17 protein-coding genes are annotated in these 18,227 nt (G+C 71.8%); 8 read left to right on the plus strand and 9 right to left on the minus strand.

Going from position 1 to position 18,227, the window contains the following annotated elements:
- Window positions 1-5 precede the first annotated feature (5 nt).
- Both Ari01nite_RS28770 and Ari01nite_RS28775 read right to left on the minus strand, forming a co-directional pair.
- A complete protein-coding gene (locus Ari01nite_RS28770) occupies window positions 6-1,667 on the minus strand; it encodes a DNA repair helicase XPB (protein WP_203785332.1) in 1,662 nt (553 codons plus the stop codon).
- Between the two features lie 138 nt (window positions 1,668-1,805).
- Window positions 1,806-4,244: a helicase-associated domain-containing protein gene (locus tag Ari01nite_RS28775; RefSeq protein ID WP_203785333.1), complete on the minus strand. Its 2,439-nt coding sequence runs from the start codon at window positions 4,242-4,244 to the stop codon at window positions 1,806-1,808.
- Window positions 4,245-4,339: 95 nt separating this feature from the next.
- Between Ari01nite_RS28775 and Ari01nite_RS28780 the strand changes: the two genes are divergently transcribed.
- The 3 genes from Ari01nite_RS28780 to Ari01nite_RS28790 all read left to right on the plus strand — a co-directional run bounded on the left by Ari01nite_RS28780 (window position 4,340) and on the right by Ari01nite_RS28790 (window position 5,600).
- Window positions 4,340-4,543, plus strand: coding sequence for a hypothetical protein (locus Ari01nite_RS28780; protein ID WP_203785334.1), 204 nt, complete (start codon window positions 4,340-4,342; stop codon window positions 4,541-4,543).
- Window positions 4,540-5,151, plus strand: a complete 612-nt coding sequence (locus Ari01nite_RS28785) for an HAD family hydrolase (RefSeq protein WP_438872239.1) — start codon at window positions 4,540-4,542, stop codon at window positions 5,149-5,151. The genes Ari01nite_RS28780 and Ari01nite_RS28785 overlap by 4 nt, the downstream gene beginning before the upstream one ends.
- A 62-nt stretch (window positions 5,152-5,213) precedes the next feature.
- Window positions 5,214-5,600 (plus strand): cold-shock protein, encoded by a 387-nt coding sequence (locus tag Ari01nite_RS28790; protein WP_203785336.1) that lies wholly within the window; start codon window positions 5,214-5,216, stop codon window positions 5,598-5,600.
- An 8-nt stretch (window positions 5,601-5,608) separates the two neighbouring features.
- On the opposite strand, the gene Ari01nite_RS28795 is transcribed toward Ari01nite_RS28790, so the two are convergent.
- The 3 genes from Ari01nite_RS28795 to Ari01nite_RS28805 form a co-directional block, all read right to left on the minus strand.
- Window positions 5,609-6,421 carry a 1,4-dihydroxy-6-naphtoate synthase gene (locus Ari01nite_RS28795; protein WP_203785337.1) on the minus strand — a complete coding sequence of 271 codons (813 nt, stop codon included), beginning with the start codon at window positions 6,419-6,421 and terminating at the stop codon, window positions 5,609-5,611.
- A gap of 71 nt (window positions 6,422-6,492) precedes the next feature.
- A complete protein-coding gene (locus Ari01nite_RS28800) occupies window positions 6,493-7,134 on the minus strand; it encodes a futalosine hydrolase (RefSeq protein WP_203785338.1) in 642 nt (213 codons plus the stop codon).
- 50 nt (window positions 7,135-7,184) lie between these two features.
- Entirely contained in the window at window positions 7,185-9,083 is a 1,899-nt protein-coding gene (locus Ari01nite_RS28805; RefSeq protein ID WP_203785339.1) for an MFS transporter, read from the minus strand.
- 86 nt (window positions 9,084-9,169) lie between these two features.
- Between Ari01nite_RS28805 and Ari01nite_RS28810 the strand changes: the two genes are divergently transcribed.
- Window positions 9,170-10,009, plus strand: coding sequence for a DUF3027 domain-containing protein (locus Ari01nite_RS28810; protein ID WP_203785340.1), 840 nt, complete (start codon window positions 9,170-9,172; stop codon window positions 10,007-10,009).
- Window positions 10,010-10,013: 4 nt separating this feature from the next.
- Here Ari01nite_RS28810 and Ari01nite_RS28815 read toward each other — a convergent pair whose 3' ends face one another.
- Window positions 10,014-10,238: a DUF2530 domain-containing protein gene (locus Ari01nite_RS28815; RefSeq protein WP_203785434.1), complete on the minus strand. Its 225-nt coding sequence runs from the start codon at window positions 10,236-10,238 to the stop codon at window positions 10,014-10,016.
- 195 nt (window positions 10,239-10,433) lie between these two features.
- Here Ari01nite_RS28815 and Ari01nite_RS28820 point away from each other — a divergent pair, with 195 nt between their 5' ends.
- The 4 genes from Ari01nite_RS28820 to Ari01nite_RS28835 all read left to right on the plus strand — a co-directional run bounded on the left by Ari01nite_RS28820 (window position 10,434) and on the right by Ari01nite_RS28835 (window position 14,288).
- On the plus strand, window positions 10,434-11,879 hold the full coding sequence (locus tag Ari01nite_RS28820; RefSeq protein WP_203785341.1) for an NCS2 family permease: 1,446 nt from the start codon (window positions 10,434-10,436) through the stop codon (window positions 11,877-11,879).
- A 109-nt stretch (window positions 11,880-11,988) separates the two neighbouring features.
- A complete protein-coding gene (locus Ari01nite_RS28825; protein WP_203785435.1) occupies window positions 11,989-12,435 on the plus strand; it encodes a MarR family winged helix-turn-helix transcriptional regulator in 447 nt (148 codons plus the stop codon).
- Between the two features lie 101 nt (window positions 12,436-12,536).
- Window positions 12,537-13,859, plus strand: coding sequence for an MFS transporter (locus Ari01nite_RS28830; protein ID WP_438872240.1), 1,323 nt, complete (start codon window positions 12,537-12,539; stop codon window positions 13,857-13,859).
- 9 nt (window positions 13,860-13,868) lie between these two features.
- Entirely contained in the window at window positions 13,869-14,288 is a 420-nt protein-coding gene (locus tag Ari01nite_RS28835; protein WP_203785343.1) for a hypothetical protein, read from the plus strand.
- 4 nt (window positions 14,289-14,292) lie between these two features.
- Here Ari01nite_RS28835 and sepH read toward each other — a convergent pair whose 3' ends face one another.
- From sepH to serC, 3 genes are all read right to left on the minus strand, one after another.
- The gene (gene sepH, locus Ari01nite_RS28840) at window positions 14,293-15,366 is read right to left on the minus strand and encodes a septation protein SepH (protein ID WP_203785344.1); all 1,074 of its coding nucleotides are present in this window, start codon (window positions 15,364-15,366) and stop codon (window positions 14,293-14,295) included.
- Window positions 15,367-15,663: 297 nt separating this feature from the next.
- Window positions 15,664-16,572: a dioxygenase family protein gene (locus Ari01nite_RS28845; RefSeq protein ID WP_203785345.1), complete on the minus strand. Its 909-nt coding sequence runs from the start codon at window positions 16,570-16,572 to the stop codon at window positions 15,664-15,666.
- Between the two features lie 527 nt (window positions 16,573-17,099).
- On the minus strand, window positions 17,100-18,224 hold the full coding sequence (gene serC / locus Ari01nite_RS28850) for a phosphoserine transaminase (protein WP_203785346.1): 1,125 nt from the start codon (window positions 18,222-18,224) through the stop codon (window positions 17,100-17,102).
- Window positions 18,225-18,227: the final 3 nt, after the last annotated feature.

Here is an 18,227-nt window from a genome sequence, read left to right on the forward strand (position 1 = left end):
GTCGATCAGTCGATCTGCGGCAGCGGCGGGCCGAGCACGTCGTCCGCGTCCACGATGGTGTACGCGTACCCCTGCTCGGCCAGGAACCGCTGCCGGTGCGCGGCGTACTCGGTGTCGATCGTGTCGCGGGAGACCACGGTGTAGAAGTGCGCCTGCCGGCCGTCCCCCTTCGGCCGCAGCACCCGGCCGAGCCGCTGTGCCTCCTCCTGCCGGGAGCCGAACGTGCCGGACACCTGGATCGCCACCGCGGCCTCGGGCAGGTCGATCGAGAAGTTGCCGACCTTGGACAGGACCAGGGTGTGCAGCTCGCCCGACCGGAACGCGTCGAACAGCCGTTCCCGCTCCTTGTTGGTGGTGGCGCCCTGCACGATCGGCGCGTCCAGGAACTCGCCCAGCTCGTGCAACTGGTCGATGTAGGCGCCGATGACCAGAACCTGCTCGCCGGGGTGCCGGTTGAGCAGCGCCTTGACCACCGGCAGCTTGGTGCGCGCGGTAGCGGCCACCCGGTAGCGCTCCTCGGCCTCGGTCACCGCGTACGCCATCCGCTCGGCCTCGGTGAGCGTCACCCGCACCTCGACGCACTCGGCCGGGGCTATCCAGCCCTGCGCCTCGATGTCCTTCCACGGCGCGTCGTAGCGTTTCGGGCCGATCAGCGAGAACACGTCGCCCTCCCGGCCGTCCTCGCGCACCAGCGTGGCGGTCAGCCCGAGCCGGCGGCGGGCCTGCAGGTCGGCGGTGAACCGGAAGATCGGCGCCGGCAGCAGGTGCACCTCGTCGTAGATGACCAGGCCCCAGTCCCGGGCGCCGAACAGGTCGAGGTGGGTGAACGTGCCGCTGCGGCGCGAGGTGAGCACCTGGTAGGTCGCGATGGTGACCGGGCGGATCTCCTTGCGCTCGCCGCTGTATTCGCCGATCTCCTCCTCGGTGAGTGAGGTGCGGGCGATCAGCTCGCGTTTCCACTGCCGGCCGGCCACCGTGTTGGTGACCAGGATCAGGGTGGTGGCCTTGGCGGTGGCCATCGCGGCCGCGCCGACCAGCGTCTTGCCGGCGCCGCAGGGCAGCACCACCACGCCGGAACCGCCGGCCCAGAAGCCGTCGACCGCCTCCTGCTGGTAGGACCGCAGGGTCCAGCCGTTCTGCGCGAGCTCGATCTCGTGCGCCTCGCCGTCCACGTAACCGGCCAGGTCCTCGGCCGGCCAGCCCAGCTTGAGCAGCGCCTGCTTGAGCCGGCCGCGCTCGGACGGGTGCACCGCGATGGTCTCGTCGTCGAGCCTGGCGCCGAGCATGCCGGCCAGCTTCTTGGACTTGGCCACCTCGATCAGCACGATCTTGTCGAGGCCGCGCAGCACGAGGCCGTGCACCGGATCGTTGGCCAGCTGGAGCCGCCCGTACCGGTCCATGGTCTCGGCCACGTCGACCAGCAGCGCGTGCGGTACCGGGTACCGTGAGAACTTGATCAGCGAGTCGACCACGCTCTCCGCGTCGTGGCCGGCGGCCCGCGCGTTCCACAGGCCCAGCGGGGTCAGGCGGTAGGTGTGCACGTGCTCGGGGGAGCGCTCCAGCTCGGCGAACGGCGCGATCGCCATCCGGCAGGCCTGCGCGTCGGGGTGGTCAACCTCCAGCAGCAGTGTTTTGTCCGACTGCACGATCAGTGGTCCGGAGCTCACCCGTCGTCTCCCTTTCCCGCGAACGCCGACCCTCCAGTTTGCCACGCGAATTCGCATGCAACCGGCCCCGCGGTTTCTCCGTTTAACCGAACACACAGGCGGGTCGCGCGGCGGGGACTTCGGGGGCGTGCGACCCGCCTATTCGGGCTCCTCCGGGACGGCCGCGGTGATCCGATGCAGTGCGAACGTGTGCAGCGTCTCGGTGCGCTCGTCCTCGGCCCGCAGGTAACCGGCGCTCAGCGACACCGGGCGGACCAGCCGGGACAGGGTGGCGCCGTGCGAGTCGACGTAGCCGACCCAGACCCGGGCCTTTTCCCGGACCGCCTGCTGCAGCACCGCCATGGCCTCGCCGTGCCGCTGCACCGCGGTGAGGTTGGTGACGCTCTGCCCGTTCGCGGCGCGCACGGTGACCGGGGCACGCCGGGCCGCGCGAGTGGCGATGTCGCCGCGCCGGATCTGTTCGACCACCCCGGCCAGCCGGGGTCCGGCCAGCATCGGGGGTCCGGCCTGCTCGATCACCCGAGCTCCGAGGGAGGTACGCGCGGGAGCGCGCCGGACCTTGGGCCGGGACAGCACGGCCGCGCCACCGGCGTCCTCGGCGACCGGGGCGAAGCCGGCCTCCCGCAGCGCGCCCAGCAGCCGGCCCACCTGCACCGGGCTGACCAGCACGGTGGCCGCGATCTGGCGCAGGTTGAGCACCGACAGCCGCCTGTCGGCCAGCACCTCGGCGATCAGCGCCTCGTCGTCGCTGCGCAGGTAGGAACCGGCGGAACCGGCGCGCAGGCCACCGTGCCGGCGAGCGGCGTCGTCGATCATGTACGACAGGGTCTGCGGCACCGGGGTGCGGGACCGGCGCTTGAACAGGTTGTGCAGGTCGGTCGCGGTGTAGCCGACGTCGAGCGCCCGGCGCACGCTGGGCGCGGTCACCCGGAACACGCTGGCCCCGCCGGCCGACTCCGGCTCGGCGATCACGTCCAGTTCGGCGGCCAACTCGGGCTCGGGCGGGCCGGGCACCACCACCGACAGGTCGGCCTGCACCAGGATGTGGTCGACCGGCGCGGGCAGCAGGCCGTCCAGGGTGCGCACCGCGTCGTGCGTCGGCGTCCGGGTGCCGGGGCGGACGCCGAGCGGGTCGTCGCTGTCGGCGTCGATCCGCTCGGCGTCCGGCAACAACAGGCGGGCGTACGAGGTGAGCGCGCCCAGCGCGGTGACGCCGAGCAGCGCGGCACCGGCCAGCGCGTCGCGGTGTGCCGCCTCCCGGCCCCGGGCCCGGCGCGGCGCCTGCCAGGCGAGCAGTTCGAGCACCTCGTCGGCGGTCGGCGCGGTGCCCGGCTCGAGGTCGGCGAGCACCAGCAGGGCGTCCCGGCGGGCCTGTGGCGCGCCGGCCCGCTCCGCCTCGGGGGCGAGCGCGTTGATCGGCCGGTCCCGCTCGTCGCGCTTGCCGACCAGGCCCGGCTGCCGGGTCATGGTCAGCCAGGCCCGCACCAGGGTGTGCCAGCGCTGCGCGATGCTGAGCGCCCGCCACAGGTCGAACGCGCCGGTCGGCAGGAAGATCTCGTCGACCGCGCCGCCGGCCCGGCTCACCGTGACCGAGCGGGACGAGCCGCTCGCGTCCGCCTCGCCGAGCAGCCCGGCCGCGTATGCGATCTCCAGAAGCAGGCCGGTGCCGGACTCGTCGAGATTGGTGGCCCGGGACAGCCGGCGCAACTCGCGGACGCCGAGACCGCCGGCCCGCAGCACCGGCGCGGGCTCCGCACCCAGCGCCTCGAGCAGCGACTCGGTGCTGCGGACGGCCTCCATCACCTGCCCGGCACCGGCCGAGTTGACCGATTTCGGGTCGCGCGCGGTGCCCTCCGGGATCGGCGGGAACGGGCGCAGCACGCCGAGCGGGCCGCTGTCCCGGCGCAGCAGCATGCCCACCTCGCGGGGCAGTTCGACCAGCTCGCCGTCCGGCCGCGGGGACCGGCCGGCCTCGGTGATCGGCACCAGGATGTGCTGCTCGACCAGCCAGCGCACCGGCTCGGCCACGGCGTCCCGGCCGAGCGCGCCGATCGGCGGCCCGGCGGCCAGCCGGTCGAGCACGGCGCGGGCGGCCGGCGGCGCGGCCAGCACGGTGCGGCGCAGCTTGGCCCGGTCGGTGCAGAGCGCGGCAGCCTGCGAGTCGAGGAAGTCGGCGGGCCGGCCCAGGCCGGCCGGGTAGGGCGAGGTGACCTCGTCGACGGCGCCGGCCACGTGCAGCGCGTCCTCGGGGCCGTGCAGCAGGAACCGGACCCGGAGCCGGTCGACGGCCACCCGTACGTCGTCGGGTGCGGCGCCGTCGGCCAGCTCGAGGATGGCGTCGAGCGAGCTCAGCGCGGTCGCGGCGGATCGGCTCAACCGGGCCGCGTCCAGGATCTGGAGGGTGAACTCGTCGAGGCCGTCCAGGCAGCGGGCGACCGACCCGCGGGATTGCGCCCGCACCGCCAGCGCCGAGACGTCGGCGGGCACGGGCACCACGAGATCCGGGCGTAGCTGGATGAGCGCGCCCAGCGCTTCGTCGGTGAGCGACCGTAGTTGATCGGCGAATGTGGTGGCCATCGTTCTCAACGCTAGCCGCCGTGGGACGATATTGAGGTCCCCGGGCCGTGCGCTCGGGGCACACGGAACCGGACGTAACACTGAAGGGGAGACCAGTGGCCGCTCAGAACAAGTTGCCGGGTACCGACGTGCGGGGTGGCGCGGGCTCGCGCCAGACTCAGTCGGTCTCGACCGAGGGCCACCTGGCGGTGTCCGAGCTCCTCGCCGACCGGGCGGCCGCCCCGTCGCCGTTCGGGGACGACCAGACCTTCCCGCTGCCGGTGGACCGCCTGACCTACATCCCGTCCACGCCCGCGTGAGTGGAGCGGTCGGTTTCGATCTGGACATGACCCTGATCGACTCCCGGCCGGGGATCCACGCGGCGTACCGGGCGCTGACCGCCCGCACCGGCGTCTTCGTCGACGCCGACCTGGCGGTCAGCCGGCTCGGTCCGCCGCTGCGTGCCGAGCTGGCCCACTGGTTCCCGGCCGCGCACGTCGAGGAGGCGGTGACCACCTACCGGGCGCTCTACCCGGACTTCGCGATCGCACCCACCGTGCCGATGCCCGGCGCGGTGGCGGCGCTCGAGGCCGTGCGCTCGCTGAGTCTGCGCACGGTGGTGGTGACCTCCAAAATCGGCCGGCTGGCCCGGCTACACCTCGACCACCTCGGCCTGGCCGTCGACGAACTTGCCGGTGACCTGTTCGCCGAGGGCAAGGCGGCGGCGCTGACCGAGCACGGGGTGCGGTGGTATGTCGGAGATCACGTCGGGGACATGGTGGCCGCGCGCATGGCAGGCGTACCCGGCATCGGGGTGGCGTCCGGACCGTGCTCGGCGGATGAATTGAGCGCGGCCGGCGCGGCGTACGTGCTCCCGGATCTCACCGCGTTTCCGGGTCTGCTGGGTCAGATTGCAGTTGGGCCGTAGCCCGCGCCTTCAGTAGCCTTGCGGTGAGCGGTTGTTTCCATTGAGTGAAGTTGAGGTCAGCGGTGCCCACGGGTCGAGTGAAGTGGTACGACGCGGCGAAGGGATTCGGATTCGTCACCAGTGATGAGGGCGGTGACGTTTTCCTGCCCAAGGGTTCGCTACCGGCGGGGGTGGCGGAACTGAAAACCGGCCAGCGCGTCGAGTTCGGCGTGGTGGACAGCCGCAAGGGCGCCCAGGCCATGGGCGTCAAACTGATCGATGCGCCGCCGTCCCTGGCCGAGCTGCGCCGCCGCCCGGCCGACCAGCTGCACAGCATGATCGAAGACATGATCAAGGTGCTGGAGCAGCAGGTGCAGCCGGGCCTGAGCCGGGGCCGTTACCCGGACAAAAAGACGGCGCAGACGATCGCGCAGGTCGTGCACGCGGTGGCCCGGGAGTTCGAGGTCTAGGTCCAGGTCTAGTTAAACGGTTTCACCGACGGCGTCAGACCCGCCGCCGCCGCACGCTGCAGGAGGGCGTCGGCGGCGGCGAGTCCGTCTCGGCCCAGTTCCAGGGTGAACTCGTTCACGTACAGCGCGATGTGCTGCTGCACCACCGCGGGATCCATCTCCTGGGCGTTGGCCAGGATGAAGTCGCGGCTCGCCTCCGGGTTGGCCCAGGCCATGCTCACCGAGTTGCGGATCCACTCGGTGGCCTCGGCCGGATCGACCACGCCGCGCTTGGCCAGGATCGCGCCGAGCGGGATCGGCAGGCCGGTGTCGGCCTCCCACCACTCGCCGAGGTCGGCCAGCGCGACCAGGCCGTGCTGCTGGTAGGTGAAGCGGGCCTCGTGGATCACCAGACCGGCGTCCCAGGTGCCGGCCGCGACGCCCGGCATGATCTCGTGGAACGGGACGACCTGGACGCGGGCCGGCGCGCGGTCGGCGGACCAGAGGCGGAACAGCAGATAGGCGGTGGTGCGGTCGCCGGGCACGGCCACGGTCGCGCCGGCCACGTCCTGGCCGGCGTCGCGGGCCAGCACCAGCGGGCCGCAGCCACGGCCCAGGGCGCCGCCGGTGGGCAGCAGTTCGTAGTCGTCGAGAAGCCAGGGCAGCGCCGCGTAGCTCACCTTGACCAGGTCGAACTCGCCGCGCTCGGCCGCCGTGTTGGTCACGTCCACGTCCGCGAAGGTCAGGTTGACCTCGGGCGTGCCGGGGATGAGCCCGTGCACCAGGGCGTGGAAGACGAACGTGTCATTGGGGCACGGGGATACCGCGAGTGAAAGCGCCACGTCCGAAACGGTAGCCCCGCCAGAACCCTCCGGACCGGCGCGCCACCTGTCTCTCATCCCACAATGTGGGGTTATCCACAAGATTTCCACAGCGCCGCAGAAGCTGTGGACAACGCCTCCAGGGCCTCCTTGAGCCGCCAGGAGCCGCGGTCGCGCGGGCCGATCGGGTTGGAGATCGTCCGGAGTTCGGCGAACGGCAGCCCGGCCGCCGCGACGGCTACCCCGAAGCCCTCCATCGCCTCGGCCACGGCGCCCGGGTGCCGCTCGGCGAGCGCGGTCGCGGTGGCCGCGGTACCGGTGACAGTGGCGAGGGTGAGGACGTCGCCGACGATCGCCCCGGGCAGCGCCGTGGACAGGCGTGTGAGCAGGTCGGGATCGGCCGGGAGGACGCTGGTGCCGAAGCCCAGTTCCTCGATCGCCAGGAAGCCGGCCGGCGACTCGGCGCCCAGGTCGGCGGCGATGCTGCGGGCGGCCAGGACGGTGCCGCCGACCGGCGCCCGGCCGGCGAAGCCGCCGGCGATGCCGGCGCTGACCACGGCCCGGTAACGGGCGGTGGCGAGCAGGCGCGCGGTGCCGGCCGCGGCCGCCGCGGGCCCGACGCCGACCGGTGCGACCACAATCTGGCGAGCATCGAGGTGGCGGGGATCGGCGCCGGCCCGGACGGCGTCCGCCTCGGCGGCCACCGCGGTGACCACGAGCAGGGGATCGGGCATCAGGCGGCGTCCTCCAGACGCTCGAGGGCGGGGCGCCGCGCGATCGGGCGTCAGTTGTCGTCCTCCTCCGCCGGGTCGCCGTTGCCGGACGGGCGGCCCGCGGAGGAGGGGCGGTAGACGTGGAAGCCCGGCGGCGCGAGGGCCGGATCGGGGCGGGTCGGTTCGGGTGCGGCTGGTGCTGGTGGGGTGTCGGCGGCTGGTGGGGTCTGATCGGCCGGTGGCGTCGCGCGGCGCCTGCCGAACCGCCACTTGCGGCCCGGCTCGTCGGCTGGTCCGGCCGGTTGCCTCGTGGCCGCGGGGTCGATACGCGTGCGGTCGGCGGCGGGATCGATGCGGGTCCGGTCTGCCGGCGCAGGTTTGCGACGTCGGCGGTCGGTGCCCGGCTGGGTTCCGCTTGCCTGGGACCCGCTCGACGGCTCGGTGCGGCGGCGGCTGGGTGAGCTGGCGGGACGCGTCTGGGTGGCCGTGGTGCCGCGCTGTGGGGGTGGGTGGGGGCGGTTGCGGGCCGGGACCGTCGGGGCGTCCGGCCAGGGGTCGGTGGGTGTGGCCGGGTCGGGGGTGGGCTCGACGACCGGTGGGGTTTCGCCGTCGGCGCGGCCGCTCAGGCGTTCATTGTGGAGGCGGGCGGCGGCCCATGCGGCGCGGGCGGCCATGGCCACGGCCAGCAGGGCGGCCAGGGCCACGCCCAGGCGGCCGGGTAGCGGGATGATGCCGATCGCGCCGCCGGCCACCCAGGCGATCATCAGGACCGTTTCGGAGTGTGCGAAGGCGCTGGCCCGCAGGCGCTCGGGCACGCGCTCCTGGATGCTCGCGTCGATGGCCAGCTTGGAGATGCCGCTGAAGATGGCGGTGACCAGCGCCAGCAGGGCGAGCATGGACAGGTTGTAGAAGAGTGCGCACAGCACCGCGACGCCGGCCGTGATGGTCAGGCCGGCGGACTGCAGGGCCAGCGGGCGGCGGATGCGCAGCCGGGTGCCCACCGCGGTGGACAGGAACGTGCCGACCGCCAGCGCGCCACCGATGAGGCCGACCGCGCCCTGCCGGCCGATGTCCCGGCCGAGGACCGTGGTGTCCAGCTGGTTCGCCATGATCACGAAGGCCAGGAAGAGCAGCAGGAAGCCGTAGAGCAGGCGCAGGCTGGCGCTGCCCAGCAGGGTGGCGATCACCAGCTTGCCGGAGAGCGGGCGGTCGTCGCCGACCTTGAGTCGCAGCATGGCCCGCCACGGCACCGGCACCGCCTCGGGCGGGTCGGAATCGGCGCGCGGGGGCAGGCGCAGCGAGATCACCATGCCGGCCACGAAGATGATCGCGGCCACCCGTAGCGGCCACTGCGGGCCGAACTTGAACGCGAGCAGGCCGACCGGTGCCACCAGGGCGCCGGCGAACGTGCCGTACACGCTCGCGCGGGCACCCACCTGGGACAGGCCGACTCCCTCGGGCAGGAGCCTCGGCACGGCGGCCGAGCGGGCCACCCCGTACGCCCTGGAAAGCGCAAGCACCCCGAAAGCCGCCGGATAGAGTCCCCAGCCGAACAAATTGTCGGAGATGACGTAGGCCAGGAAGGCCCGGCCGAGCATGGTGGTGGCGAGCGCGTAGCGCCGGCCGTGCCGGAAGTGGTCGAGCAGCGGGCCGACCACCGGCGCCAGCAGCGCGAACGGCACCATCGTGACGAGCAGGTAGAGCGCGACCTTGCTGCGGGCCTCACCGAGCGGGACGTTGAAGAAGATCGTGCCGGCCAGCCCGATCGCGATGAGCGTGTCGCCGGCGCAGGAGATCGCGTGCAGGTCGAAGAGACGGATCATGCCGATCTCGTTGGCGGCGCCCCGGGCCCGTGCGCTGCCGACCCGCCGGGTCGCCCAGGCTCCGCCGCGCACGGAGCCGCGCACCAGCAGACGGGCGGCCCTGATGCCGGAGCCGACGGTGCGTCCGAGAGTGGGAAGCAGCGGCATGGCACCCATCCTGACTGATCCGGTCGACCCGCGTCCTGTCCTGGCACTGTGCAATTCGGGGGAGTCGCTGTGACGAGGGGCATCGCGTGGGGGACAATGGATCCGTGACGACCAGGACCACCACGCGCGCCGCCCGCCTCGACCAGGTTTGTGCCGATGCCGTCGGAGTGGCCCGGGGAGCGATCACCGATGTGGACGCGGCCGACATCGGCGAGCATCTCGAGGCCATCGCCGAGGGCGACCGGGTCGTGACCCACTTCTTCGAGAGCCACCTGGCCGGTTATCGCGGCTGGCGCTGGGCCGTCACGGTGACCCGGGTGCCGCGCAGCCGGCATGTCACGGTGTGCGAGACGGTGCTGCTGCCCGGCCCGGACGCGCTGATGGCACCGGGCTGGGTGCCGTGGAACGAGCGCCTCCAGCCCGGCGACCTGGGCGTCGGCGACCTCATGCCGACCGCGCCCGACGACGAGCGGCTCGCGCAGGGCTACGTGCTCAGCGACGACGCCGCGGTCGAGGACGTCAGCTGGGAGCTCGGCCTCGGCCGGTCCCGGGTGATGTCCAAGGAGGGGCGGATGGAGACCGCCCAGCGCTGGTACGACGGCGACGCCGGCCCGGAGGCGCCGATCTCGACCGCGGCGCCGCGCAACGCCCGCTGCGGCTCCTGCGGCTTCTACCTCCCGCTGGCCGGCTCGCTGCGGCAGATGTTCGGCGTCTGCGGCAACCTGTACGCCCCCGACGACGGCCGCGCGGTGAGCGCCGACCACGGCTGCGGCGCGCACTCCGAGGCGCTGCTGGGCACCACCGAGCAGCCGGTCGAGGAACTGCCCACGGTCTACGACGACAGTGAGGTCGAGACCGTCGCGGTGAGCCGCGGCCACGGCTCGGTCGAGGAGGCCGAACCGGCCGAGGACTACGGCCACAGCTAGGGGTTCAGGGCTTGGGCACCGTCTCCGAGTCGACGGTGAACTCCGGGTGCGTGAGTGCCCGGCGGCGACGCCTGTTCCGGTCGTGGACGATCATCGTGATCAGGCCGGGTATGCCCACCAGGAAACCGGCGATGCAGATCTCCAGCCAGCGTCGCGGCCCGTCGGCGAGCCACACGACCAGGGCCGCGATCGCGAACCCGACCAGGCCACCCACCGCGAACGGGACCATCGGCGGGTCGAGCGGTTCCACGCGGGGTCTCGGCTGAGTCACCTCGACAGGGTACGTCCGCGGCTGTGTCGATCAAGTCAAGGGTACGAGCATCTGATCAATGGTGTGCGTCGGTAACATCCTCGACTTTCTGCTGGTCACTGCATCTGAGAACATGCCCGCGTCGTAGTCCGTCAGACCATTGGGAGGGTCTGCATGTCGACCGCCGCCACCGATGCGGGCACACGCAACGCTTTCGACCGATATTTCGAGATTTCGGCCCGGGGTTCGAACCTCGGGCGCGAGATCCGTGGTGGCTTTGCCACGTTCTTCACGATGGCCTACATCGTGGTGCTCAACCCGCTGATCCTCGGCAACGGCGTCGATGCCGACGGCGGAAAGCTGGCGATCGCGGCGCTGGCCGCCGGCACCGCGCTGGTCGCCGGGGTGATGACCATCCTGATGGGGGTGGTGGCCCGCTTCCCGCTCGCGCTGGCCGCCGGCCTGGGCGTCAACGCCCTGGTCGCGTACGAGATCGCCCCTGAAATGACCTGGGCCGACGCGATGGGCCTGGTGGTGATCGAGGGTGTGCTGATCGCCATCCTGGTGCTCACCGGGCTCCGGCAGCTGATCTTCACGGCGGTGCCCACCCAGCTCAAGACCGCCATCGGGGTCGGCATCGGCCTGTTCCTAATGATCATCGGGCTGGTCGACGCGGGCTTCGTGAACCGGATCCCGGACGCGGCCGGCACCACCGTCCCGGTCGAGATGGGCACCGGCGGCAAGCTGGTCAGCTGGCCGTCGCTGGTGTTCGTGGTGGGCCTGTTGTTCACGCTGATCCTCTTCGCCCGCAGGGTGAAGGGCGCCATCCTGATCGGCATCCTGGCCAGCACGGTGCTGGCGATCGTGGTGGAGGCCATCGCCGGGGTCGGCTCGTCGGTGCAGAACCCGAACGGCTGGTCGCTGAACGTGCCGACCTGGCCGGACGCGGTGGTGAGCACACCGGACTTCTCGCTGATCGGCCAGTTCAACGTGCTCGACTCGTGGTCGCGGGCCGGCTGGCTGGTGTGCGTGATGTTCGTCTTCACCCTGATGATCACCGACTTCTTCGACACCATGGGCACGATGGTCGCGGTCGGGCAGGAGGGTGACCTGCTCGACGAGGGCGGCAACCCGCCGCGGACCAGGGAGATCCTGCTGGTCGACTCGGTTGCCGCGGCGGCCGGCGGCGCGGCCAGCGTGTCCAGCAACACGTCATACATCGAGAGCGCCTCGGGTGTCGCCGAGGGTGCCCGGACCGGGGTGGCCAACCTGGTCACCGGCGGGCTTTTCCTGCTCGCCACGTTCCTGGCGCCGCTGGTGCTGGTGGTGCCGTTCGAGGCCGCCTCGGTGGCGCTCGTGGTGGTCGGCTTCCTGATGATGACCGCGGTCCGGCAGATCGACTGGACCGACTACACGGTCGCGGTGCCGGCCTTCCTCGCGATCACGCTCATGCCGTTCACGTACTCGATCTCCAACGGGATCGGGGCGGGGGTCATCGCGTACGTGCTTTTGAAGCTCACCACCGGCCGGGCCCGCGAGATCCACCCGATCCTCTACGGCGTCGCGGTGCTCTTCGTGCTGTATTTCCTTCGCGGTCCCCTGGAGTCCTGGATCCTCTGAGGCCCTCTCTAGACTGCCGTCACCGGGTGTGTCCAGGTCGTCCGGTGACGGCAGTCATACGCGTGAACAATGTCGTTAGCCAAGCTCATTAGTTAGGCTAAGAATCGTGATGGAGTGGCCGGTGGCTACGGAGCGAGGGACAGCAGACGAGCTGGCCAAGTTGCTGCGCGAGGCCATCCAGCGGCTCAACCGGCGGGTCCGGCAGACCCGCGCGGTCGGCGATCTCACGTCGAGCCAGCTCTCCGCCCTCACCAGCCTCCAGCTGGCCGGCGCGCTGACCCCCCGCGAGCTGGCCGACGTCGAACGTGTCCAGCCCCCGACGATGACCAAGATCGTCGGGAAGCTGGAGGAACGCGGGCTGGTGGTCCGGACCCCGCACCCCACCGACGGACGGCAGGTCATCCTGGCGCCCACCGAGCAGGGCCGGGCCATGTACGCGCAGTTCGAGAAGGCGCGTCACGAGTGGCTGGCCGCCCAGTTGGCCGCGCTCAGCGCCGAGGAACGGGACGTGCTCGGGCGGGCTGCGGCGATCTTGCAGCAGGTCGCCCGCTCCTGACCGGTCCGGTTCGGTCGCGCTTCATCACACGACGATGACGCGTACGGCCGAACAGGAGGCACAACCGCGTGCGGTCAGTGGTGGGCAAGACATTCCGGTCCTTGACGGTTCGTAACTACCGGCTCTTCAGCACCGGGCAACTGGTGAAGCTCGTCGGCGTGTGGATGATGTTCACCGCCCAGGACTGGCTGGTCCTCGAGCTCTCGGACAACTCGCCGGGCGCGCTCGGCGTGGTGACGGCGATCCAGTTCCTGCCGGTGCTGCTGCTCACCCTCTACAGCGGCCGGCTCGCCGACCGGTACGACAAGCGCAAGCTGCTGATCGCCGCGAACGCCGCCTTCGCGGTCACCGCGGTCGTGTTCGCGGTGCTGGTCGCGGCCGGTGTGGTGCGGCTGTGGCACGTGTTCCTGTTCGCCGGCCTGCTGGGCATCGCGAACGCCGTGGAGACCCCGGTCCGCCAGTCGTTCGTCTCCGAGCTGGTCCAACTGCGCCTGCTGCCGAACGCGCTCGCCCTCTCGGCCGCGACCTTCAACGTCGCCCGGATCTCGGGCCCGGCGCTGGCCGGCGTGGCGATCGCGGTGGCCGGCACCGGACCGGTCTTTCTGATGTCGACGGTGCTGGCCGTGGCACCGGTGTTCGCCTACCTGGCGATGCGTACCGGCGACCTGTACCGGTCGGCCCCGGTCAGCGCCAAGGACGCCCGGGTGCTGGACGGCCTGCGGTACGTGCGCAAGCGCCACGACCTGCTGCTGCCGCTGTGCCTGATGGCCGTGGTCGGCATGATCGGTTTCAACTTCCCGGTCACCCTGGCCGCCCTCGCCAAGATTGACTTTCAGGCCGGGCCGTCGTCGTTCGGGCTGCTCACCACCGCGCTCGCGGTCGGCGCCCTGGGCGGGGCGCTGGCCGGCAGCGGGCGCCGCAGCCGGCCCAGCGCCTACCTGGTGATCGGCGCGACCCTGGCGTTCGCGGCCCTCGAGTTCGCGGTCGGGTTCTCGCCCAACTTCACGGTGGCGGCGCTGCTGTTGCTGCCGACCGGGTTCTTCTCGATCTACGTGGCGCAGGCGGCCAACCACCGGGTCCAGATGGGCGTGGACTCCGCGTTCCGGGGCCGGGTGATGTCGCTGTACGTGCTGGTCTTCCTGGGCACGACGCCGATCGGGGCGACGGCGATCGGCTGGTGGGGTGAGCACTTCGGAGTGCCGTCCAGCATCTGGGTCGCGGGTCTGGTGTGCTTCGTGGCCGGTCTGGCGGCGCTGGTGTGGCAGTTGCGGGTCAGCGGGGACCGGATCGTGGTGGAGCGGCGTACCGGCCTGCGGTTGCGGGTGGCGGTGGCCGACGGGGAGATCCCCGCGACGCTAAGTGTCGGGGAGTTGGCAGGCCGAGTCGGCCGAACGGGTATTCCCTCCGCGCAGGTCCCGTCCTAGCGTCAAACCGTGGGAATCGTGCACATTGTTGTGCTGACCGTGGCGTTGCTGACGCTGCTCACTCTGCCGTGTGTGGTCGCCGCCATTCTCGGTCACGATCCGCTGGCCCTGCGGGACTGGTGGACGGGCCGTGCCCTGAGCCGGCTCGACCGGCACATGGTTGCCGTTTCTGTCGACCTGCCCGCGCCGTCCTTCGAGCAGATCGCATACGACTTGCGCCGGCTCGGCCACCAGCGCTACCACGGCCCCAACCGGCAGTCGGTGAAGTGGCAGTCGGCGGTGATGTCGGCGTATGACCTGAGGTTGTCGCTGGCCTGCCAGTGCCTCGGTCTGCCCGAGCACCTCGGACCGCTCGAGGGCATGGATCGCGACCTCGAGCGGATGCGGCTGGAGAGCCAGTTGCAGGCGGCGGGGCTCGCGCTGCGCTAAGCCGTCAGGACGACTCGCGGGCCGCCGGGCCGCCACCGAACAGGACATCATCCCAGCTCGGGAGGCGCTTGCGCGGCTTGCCCTCGTCGGTCTCGCCCTGGCCGCCGGTCTGGCTGGCCGTGCGGCGCGGCCGCAGTACCGCGAGCGACGGCACGGCCGGCACCTCCTTGGGCAGGTCGGCGTCGTCGTCGAAGGCGGAACCCGCACCACCGCCGAGCAGCGCGGCGGCGCCACCGGGCACCGGGCGACGCGGTTCGGGCCCGGCCGACTCGAACCCGCGGCCGCCGGTGAGCGGCCGGTCGAGCGAGGCGAGCAGGGCGTCCCGGCCGGCCCGGATCGGGTCGCGGGTGGGTCGCGGCGTGGGTGTCTCGGCCGCGGGCAGGCCGTGCCCGCCGCGCGCCGGCTCGGCCGACCGGGCCGGACCGGGCAGAGCGTGCCCGCCCCGCTCGGCGGCGAACCCGCGCTCGGGCACCGGGTCCTGACCGAGGATCTGGGTGGGCCGCTCGGCACACAGGTATTGCGCCATGTCGTCGTGCGGCGTGACGACCTGGCGTCCCTTGTCGAGGTCCCAGATGGCCTGCGCGGTCGCCTTGCCGGACGGCCAGGTGGCGACGATGCGCCAGGTGCCGTCGTCGCGGCGGTAGGCGTCCCAGGAGATCTTTTCGGTGTCGATGCCGTGCTGCGCCAGCCGTCCGTCGACCACCTCGGCCAGCGGTGCGCCCGAATCGGACGTCTTGAGCCGGGTGCGCCGCGCGTGCTGAGCCAGCATGGCGCGCTCCTGCAGCACCGGACCCGCGTAGCGCAGCACGCGGTCGACCGGCACGCCGGCGATGCGGGCCACGTCCTCGGCGGACTCACCGGACCGGATCCGAGCCTGGATGTCGCGCGGGGACAGAGACGGCATGGCGTCGGGGGCCATCACCGCCACGGCCGCGCCGGCGGGCGCGCCGTGAGTCTCGTGCGACATCGCGCTGTTGATGCGGTCGTCGATGGGGAGAGCCAGGAGCCGGCCGACCTCATCGGCGAGCACCATGGCCTGACCGTCCTCGGAGAGGGCGACGAAGCGTACCGGCCGCATGCGTTGCCTCCGTCCCGTCGCGTTGGCCTGTGCTCCCGAGAGTCAGCCACCCGGGCGCGTTTCGGAACACGGTACGCGCCTTGGTCACCTAATGGGGGGAGGCACGCCGTCTCTTCTGCGTGTGGTATCCAACTGCTTTCAAACCCCAAGACCCGGATATGGTACGCGCCGCGACGTGCACCAACCGCATCGGCGCCGCCCCCGCCGAGCAGCGCGAGCCGGGTGGGTGGCACCGGCCGCTGCGCGACCGCCGGGCTGGAGTGGGTGGTCCGGCCGGCCGCGCGCCACCGGGTGCGGTCAGTTGGTCGGAGGCGGGCCACCCGGCCCGTTACCAGGGCCTCCACCGCTGTTGCTCTCGGTGTCGGACGGATCGACAGCGATCTTCAAGGTGGCCCGGTATCCCGCCGTCACGCTGCCCGTGACGGCCGCCATCTCGGTAGCCGCCTCGTCCTCACCGAACACGTTGTCGCTGGCCAATGTGATTTGACTCATGTTCTGGACGCTCCGGCTGTACCCGTCCGTGGCGTAGACCGCATCGGACACATCCTCCGGCAGAGCGATCTGCGAGGTCTTGACGATCGGACCGTCACCGCTGGTGGCGTTGGCGAGGGACGAGTACACCTCGAAGTGGATGTGCGGCCACCGTCCGGAGTAGCAGGCCGGGAAGATGCTGGTGAAGGCCGCGGTGCCGCTGCTGTCGGTCTCCTGGATGCCGCGCAGGTAGTTCTCCTCGGTGACGCCGGTGGAGTACAGCGAGTAGTTGCCGTCCCGGTCGCAGTGCCAGGCGTAGACCGCCGCACCGGTCAGCGGCGCACCATTGAGGTCGGTCACGGTCAGCGAGAACTCCAGCGGGACGCCCGCGGCCGTCCCGCCGGCCCCACCCACCGAGGTCCGGATGTCCTTGCGGACGATCCCCTCGATGGTCCGCACGTCCGGCCCGTTGGACCCGTCCGCGGGGTAGGGACCGTTGGTCTCCGAGGCGACCTCGGTGCGGGTCCCGCTCGACGAACTTGTGCCGGCCGGGCTGCTGCTGCCGGACGTGCTGGTGGCGTCATCCCCGCAGGCGGCGAGCACGGCCACGGCGCCCACCCCGCCGAGGGCGGCCAGCAGCCGTCGTCGCGACATCGTCCGAAGGTCGAACTGAAGCCCCTTGTCATGCACGCGGCGCACGTAGGCGGCGTTCTCCGGATCGTGAGCCTTAGACATCGCCACAAACCTTTCGTCGTCGGATGCCTCCAGAGAACCCGCCGGCTCTGTGCGCCACCTGTGCCCCCACTGTGCGAACCTCCTGCATCCCGGCTAGCTCGCGCGCCCGGCTCCCGAGCCGGTCGGCGCGCCCCGTGCTTCGCGCCCGCGCCTCGTGTTCCGCGCGCCTGGTGGTCCGCGTGCCTGTTGTTCCGCATGCTCCGCGCGCGCCGGGGTGCTCCGAGCTGGCGCTCCGTGCGCGCCCGTGGCCCCTGCGCAGCCTGCTGCCGATCTTGCGGCTTTGCTGCTCTGCTCGAACGCGAATTCCACATCTCTGCGGAGCGAGGGCAGCTACTGGCTACGCCCGGCCGGGACAAATGCGATATGTCGCCGCTGTCGGACTTGAACGTGGGAACCGGGGCGAGGAGTGAGGCGGCGCCTGGCGCGCCGAGGGGCGGCGGTGGGATAGCGGACGCAGAGGGATGCGCGGATGAGGGCGGGCGCGGCGCGCGGGGCCCTCAGGGTTTGTGGCCCCGCGCGCGCTGGGGCTAGAGGCGTTCGGCTACGTAGTCGATGCAGGTGGTCAGGGCGGCTACGTCGGCCGGGTCCACGGTGGGGTAGAGGGCGATTCGCAGCTGGTTGCGGCCCAGTTTGCGGTAGGGCTCGGTGTCCACTACGTCGTTGGCTCGCAGGACTTTGGCGATCGTGGTGGCGTTCACCGCGTCGTCGAAGTCGATGGTCGCTACGGCGGCTGAGCGCAGGGCCGGGTCCGTCACGAAGGGGGTGGCGTAAGCGGAGCGGTCGGCCCAGCCGTAGACCGCGGCGGCGCTCTCGGCGCTTCGCTTTACCGCCCAGGTCAGGCCGCCCTGGGCGTTCATCCAGTCCAGCTGTTCGGCGGCCAGGAAGACGGTGGCCAGGGCCGGCGTGTTGTAGGTCTGTTCGAGGCGGGACTGCTCGATCGCGGTCACCAGGTCGAGGAACTGGGGGATGTAGCGGCCGCTGCCCTTGATCTCGAAGGCTCGCTCGATGGCGGCGGGAGACATCAGGGCCAGCCAGATGCCGCCGTCGGAGCCCAGGGCCTTCTGCGGGGCCAGGTAGTAGACGTCTGTTTCGCGCAGGTCGACGTCCAGGCTGCCGCCGCCCGAGGTGGCGTCGGTCAGGACCAGGGCGCCCGGGTCGGCGCCTTCCACCCGGCGGACCGGTACGGCCACGCCCGTTGACGTCTCGTTGTGGACCGAGGCGTACACGTCGACGCCGGGCTCAGCAGTCAGGAACGCGGCCTGGCCGCCGGGGGCCCGGTGGACCGTGGGGGTGGCCAGGAACGGGGCGCCGGTGACGGCCTGGGCGAACTTCGCCCCGAACTCGCCGAACTCGGCGAACTGGGCCTTGTCGCGTACCAGGCCGAAGGTGGCCACCTCCCAGAAGGCGCTGGTGCCGCCGTTGGCGAGGATCACTTCGTACCCGTCGGGCATCGCGAAGAACTCGGCCAGGCCGCGGCGCAGGCGGGCCACCTGGTCCTTCACCGTTTTCTGGCGGTGTGAGGTGCCCATGTAGGTGCGTGACACCGCGGACAGCGCCTCGACGCCCTCGGGGCGGACCTTGCTGGGGCCGGAGCCGAAGCGCGCGTCGACCGGCTTGATTTCGTCGGGGATCCGGATGTCAGTCACGGTCAAACA

The organism is Paractinoplanes rishiriensis, from assembly GCF_016862375.1.
In the GTDB taxonomy this organism is placed as follows: Bacteria; Actinomycetota; Actinomycetes; order Mycobacteriales; family Micromonosporaceae; genus Actinoplanes; species Actinoplanes rishiriensis.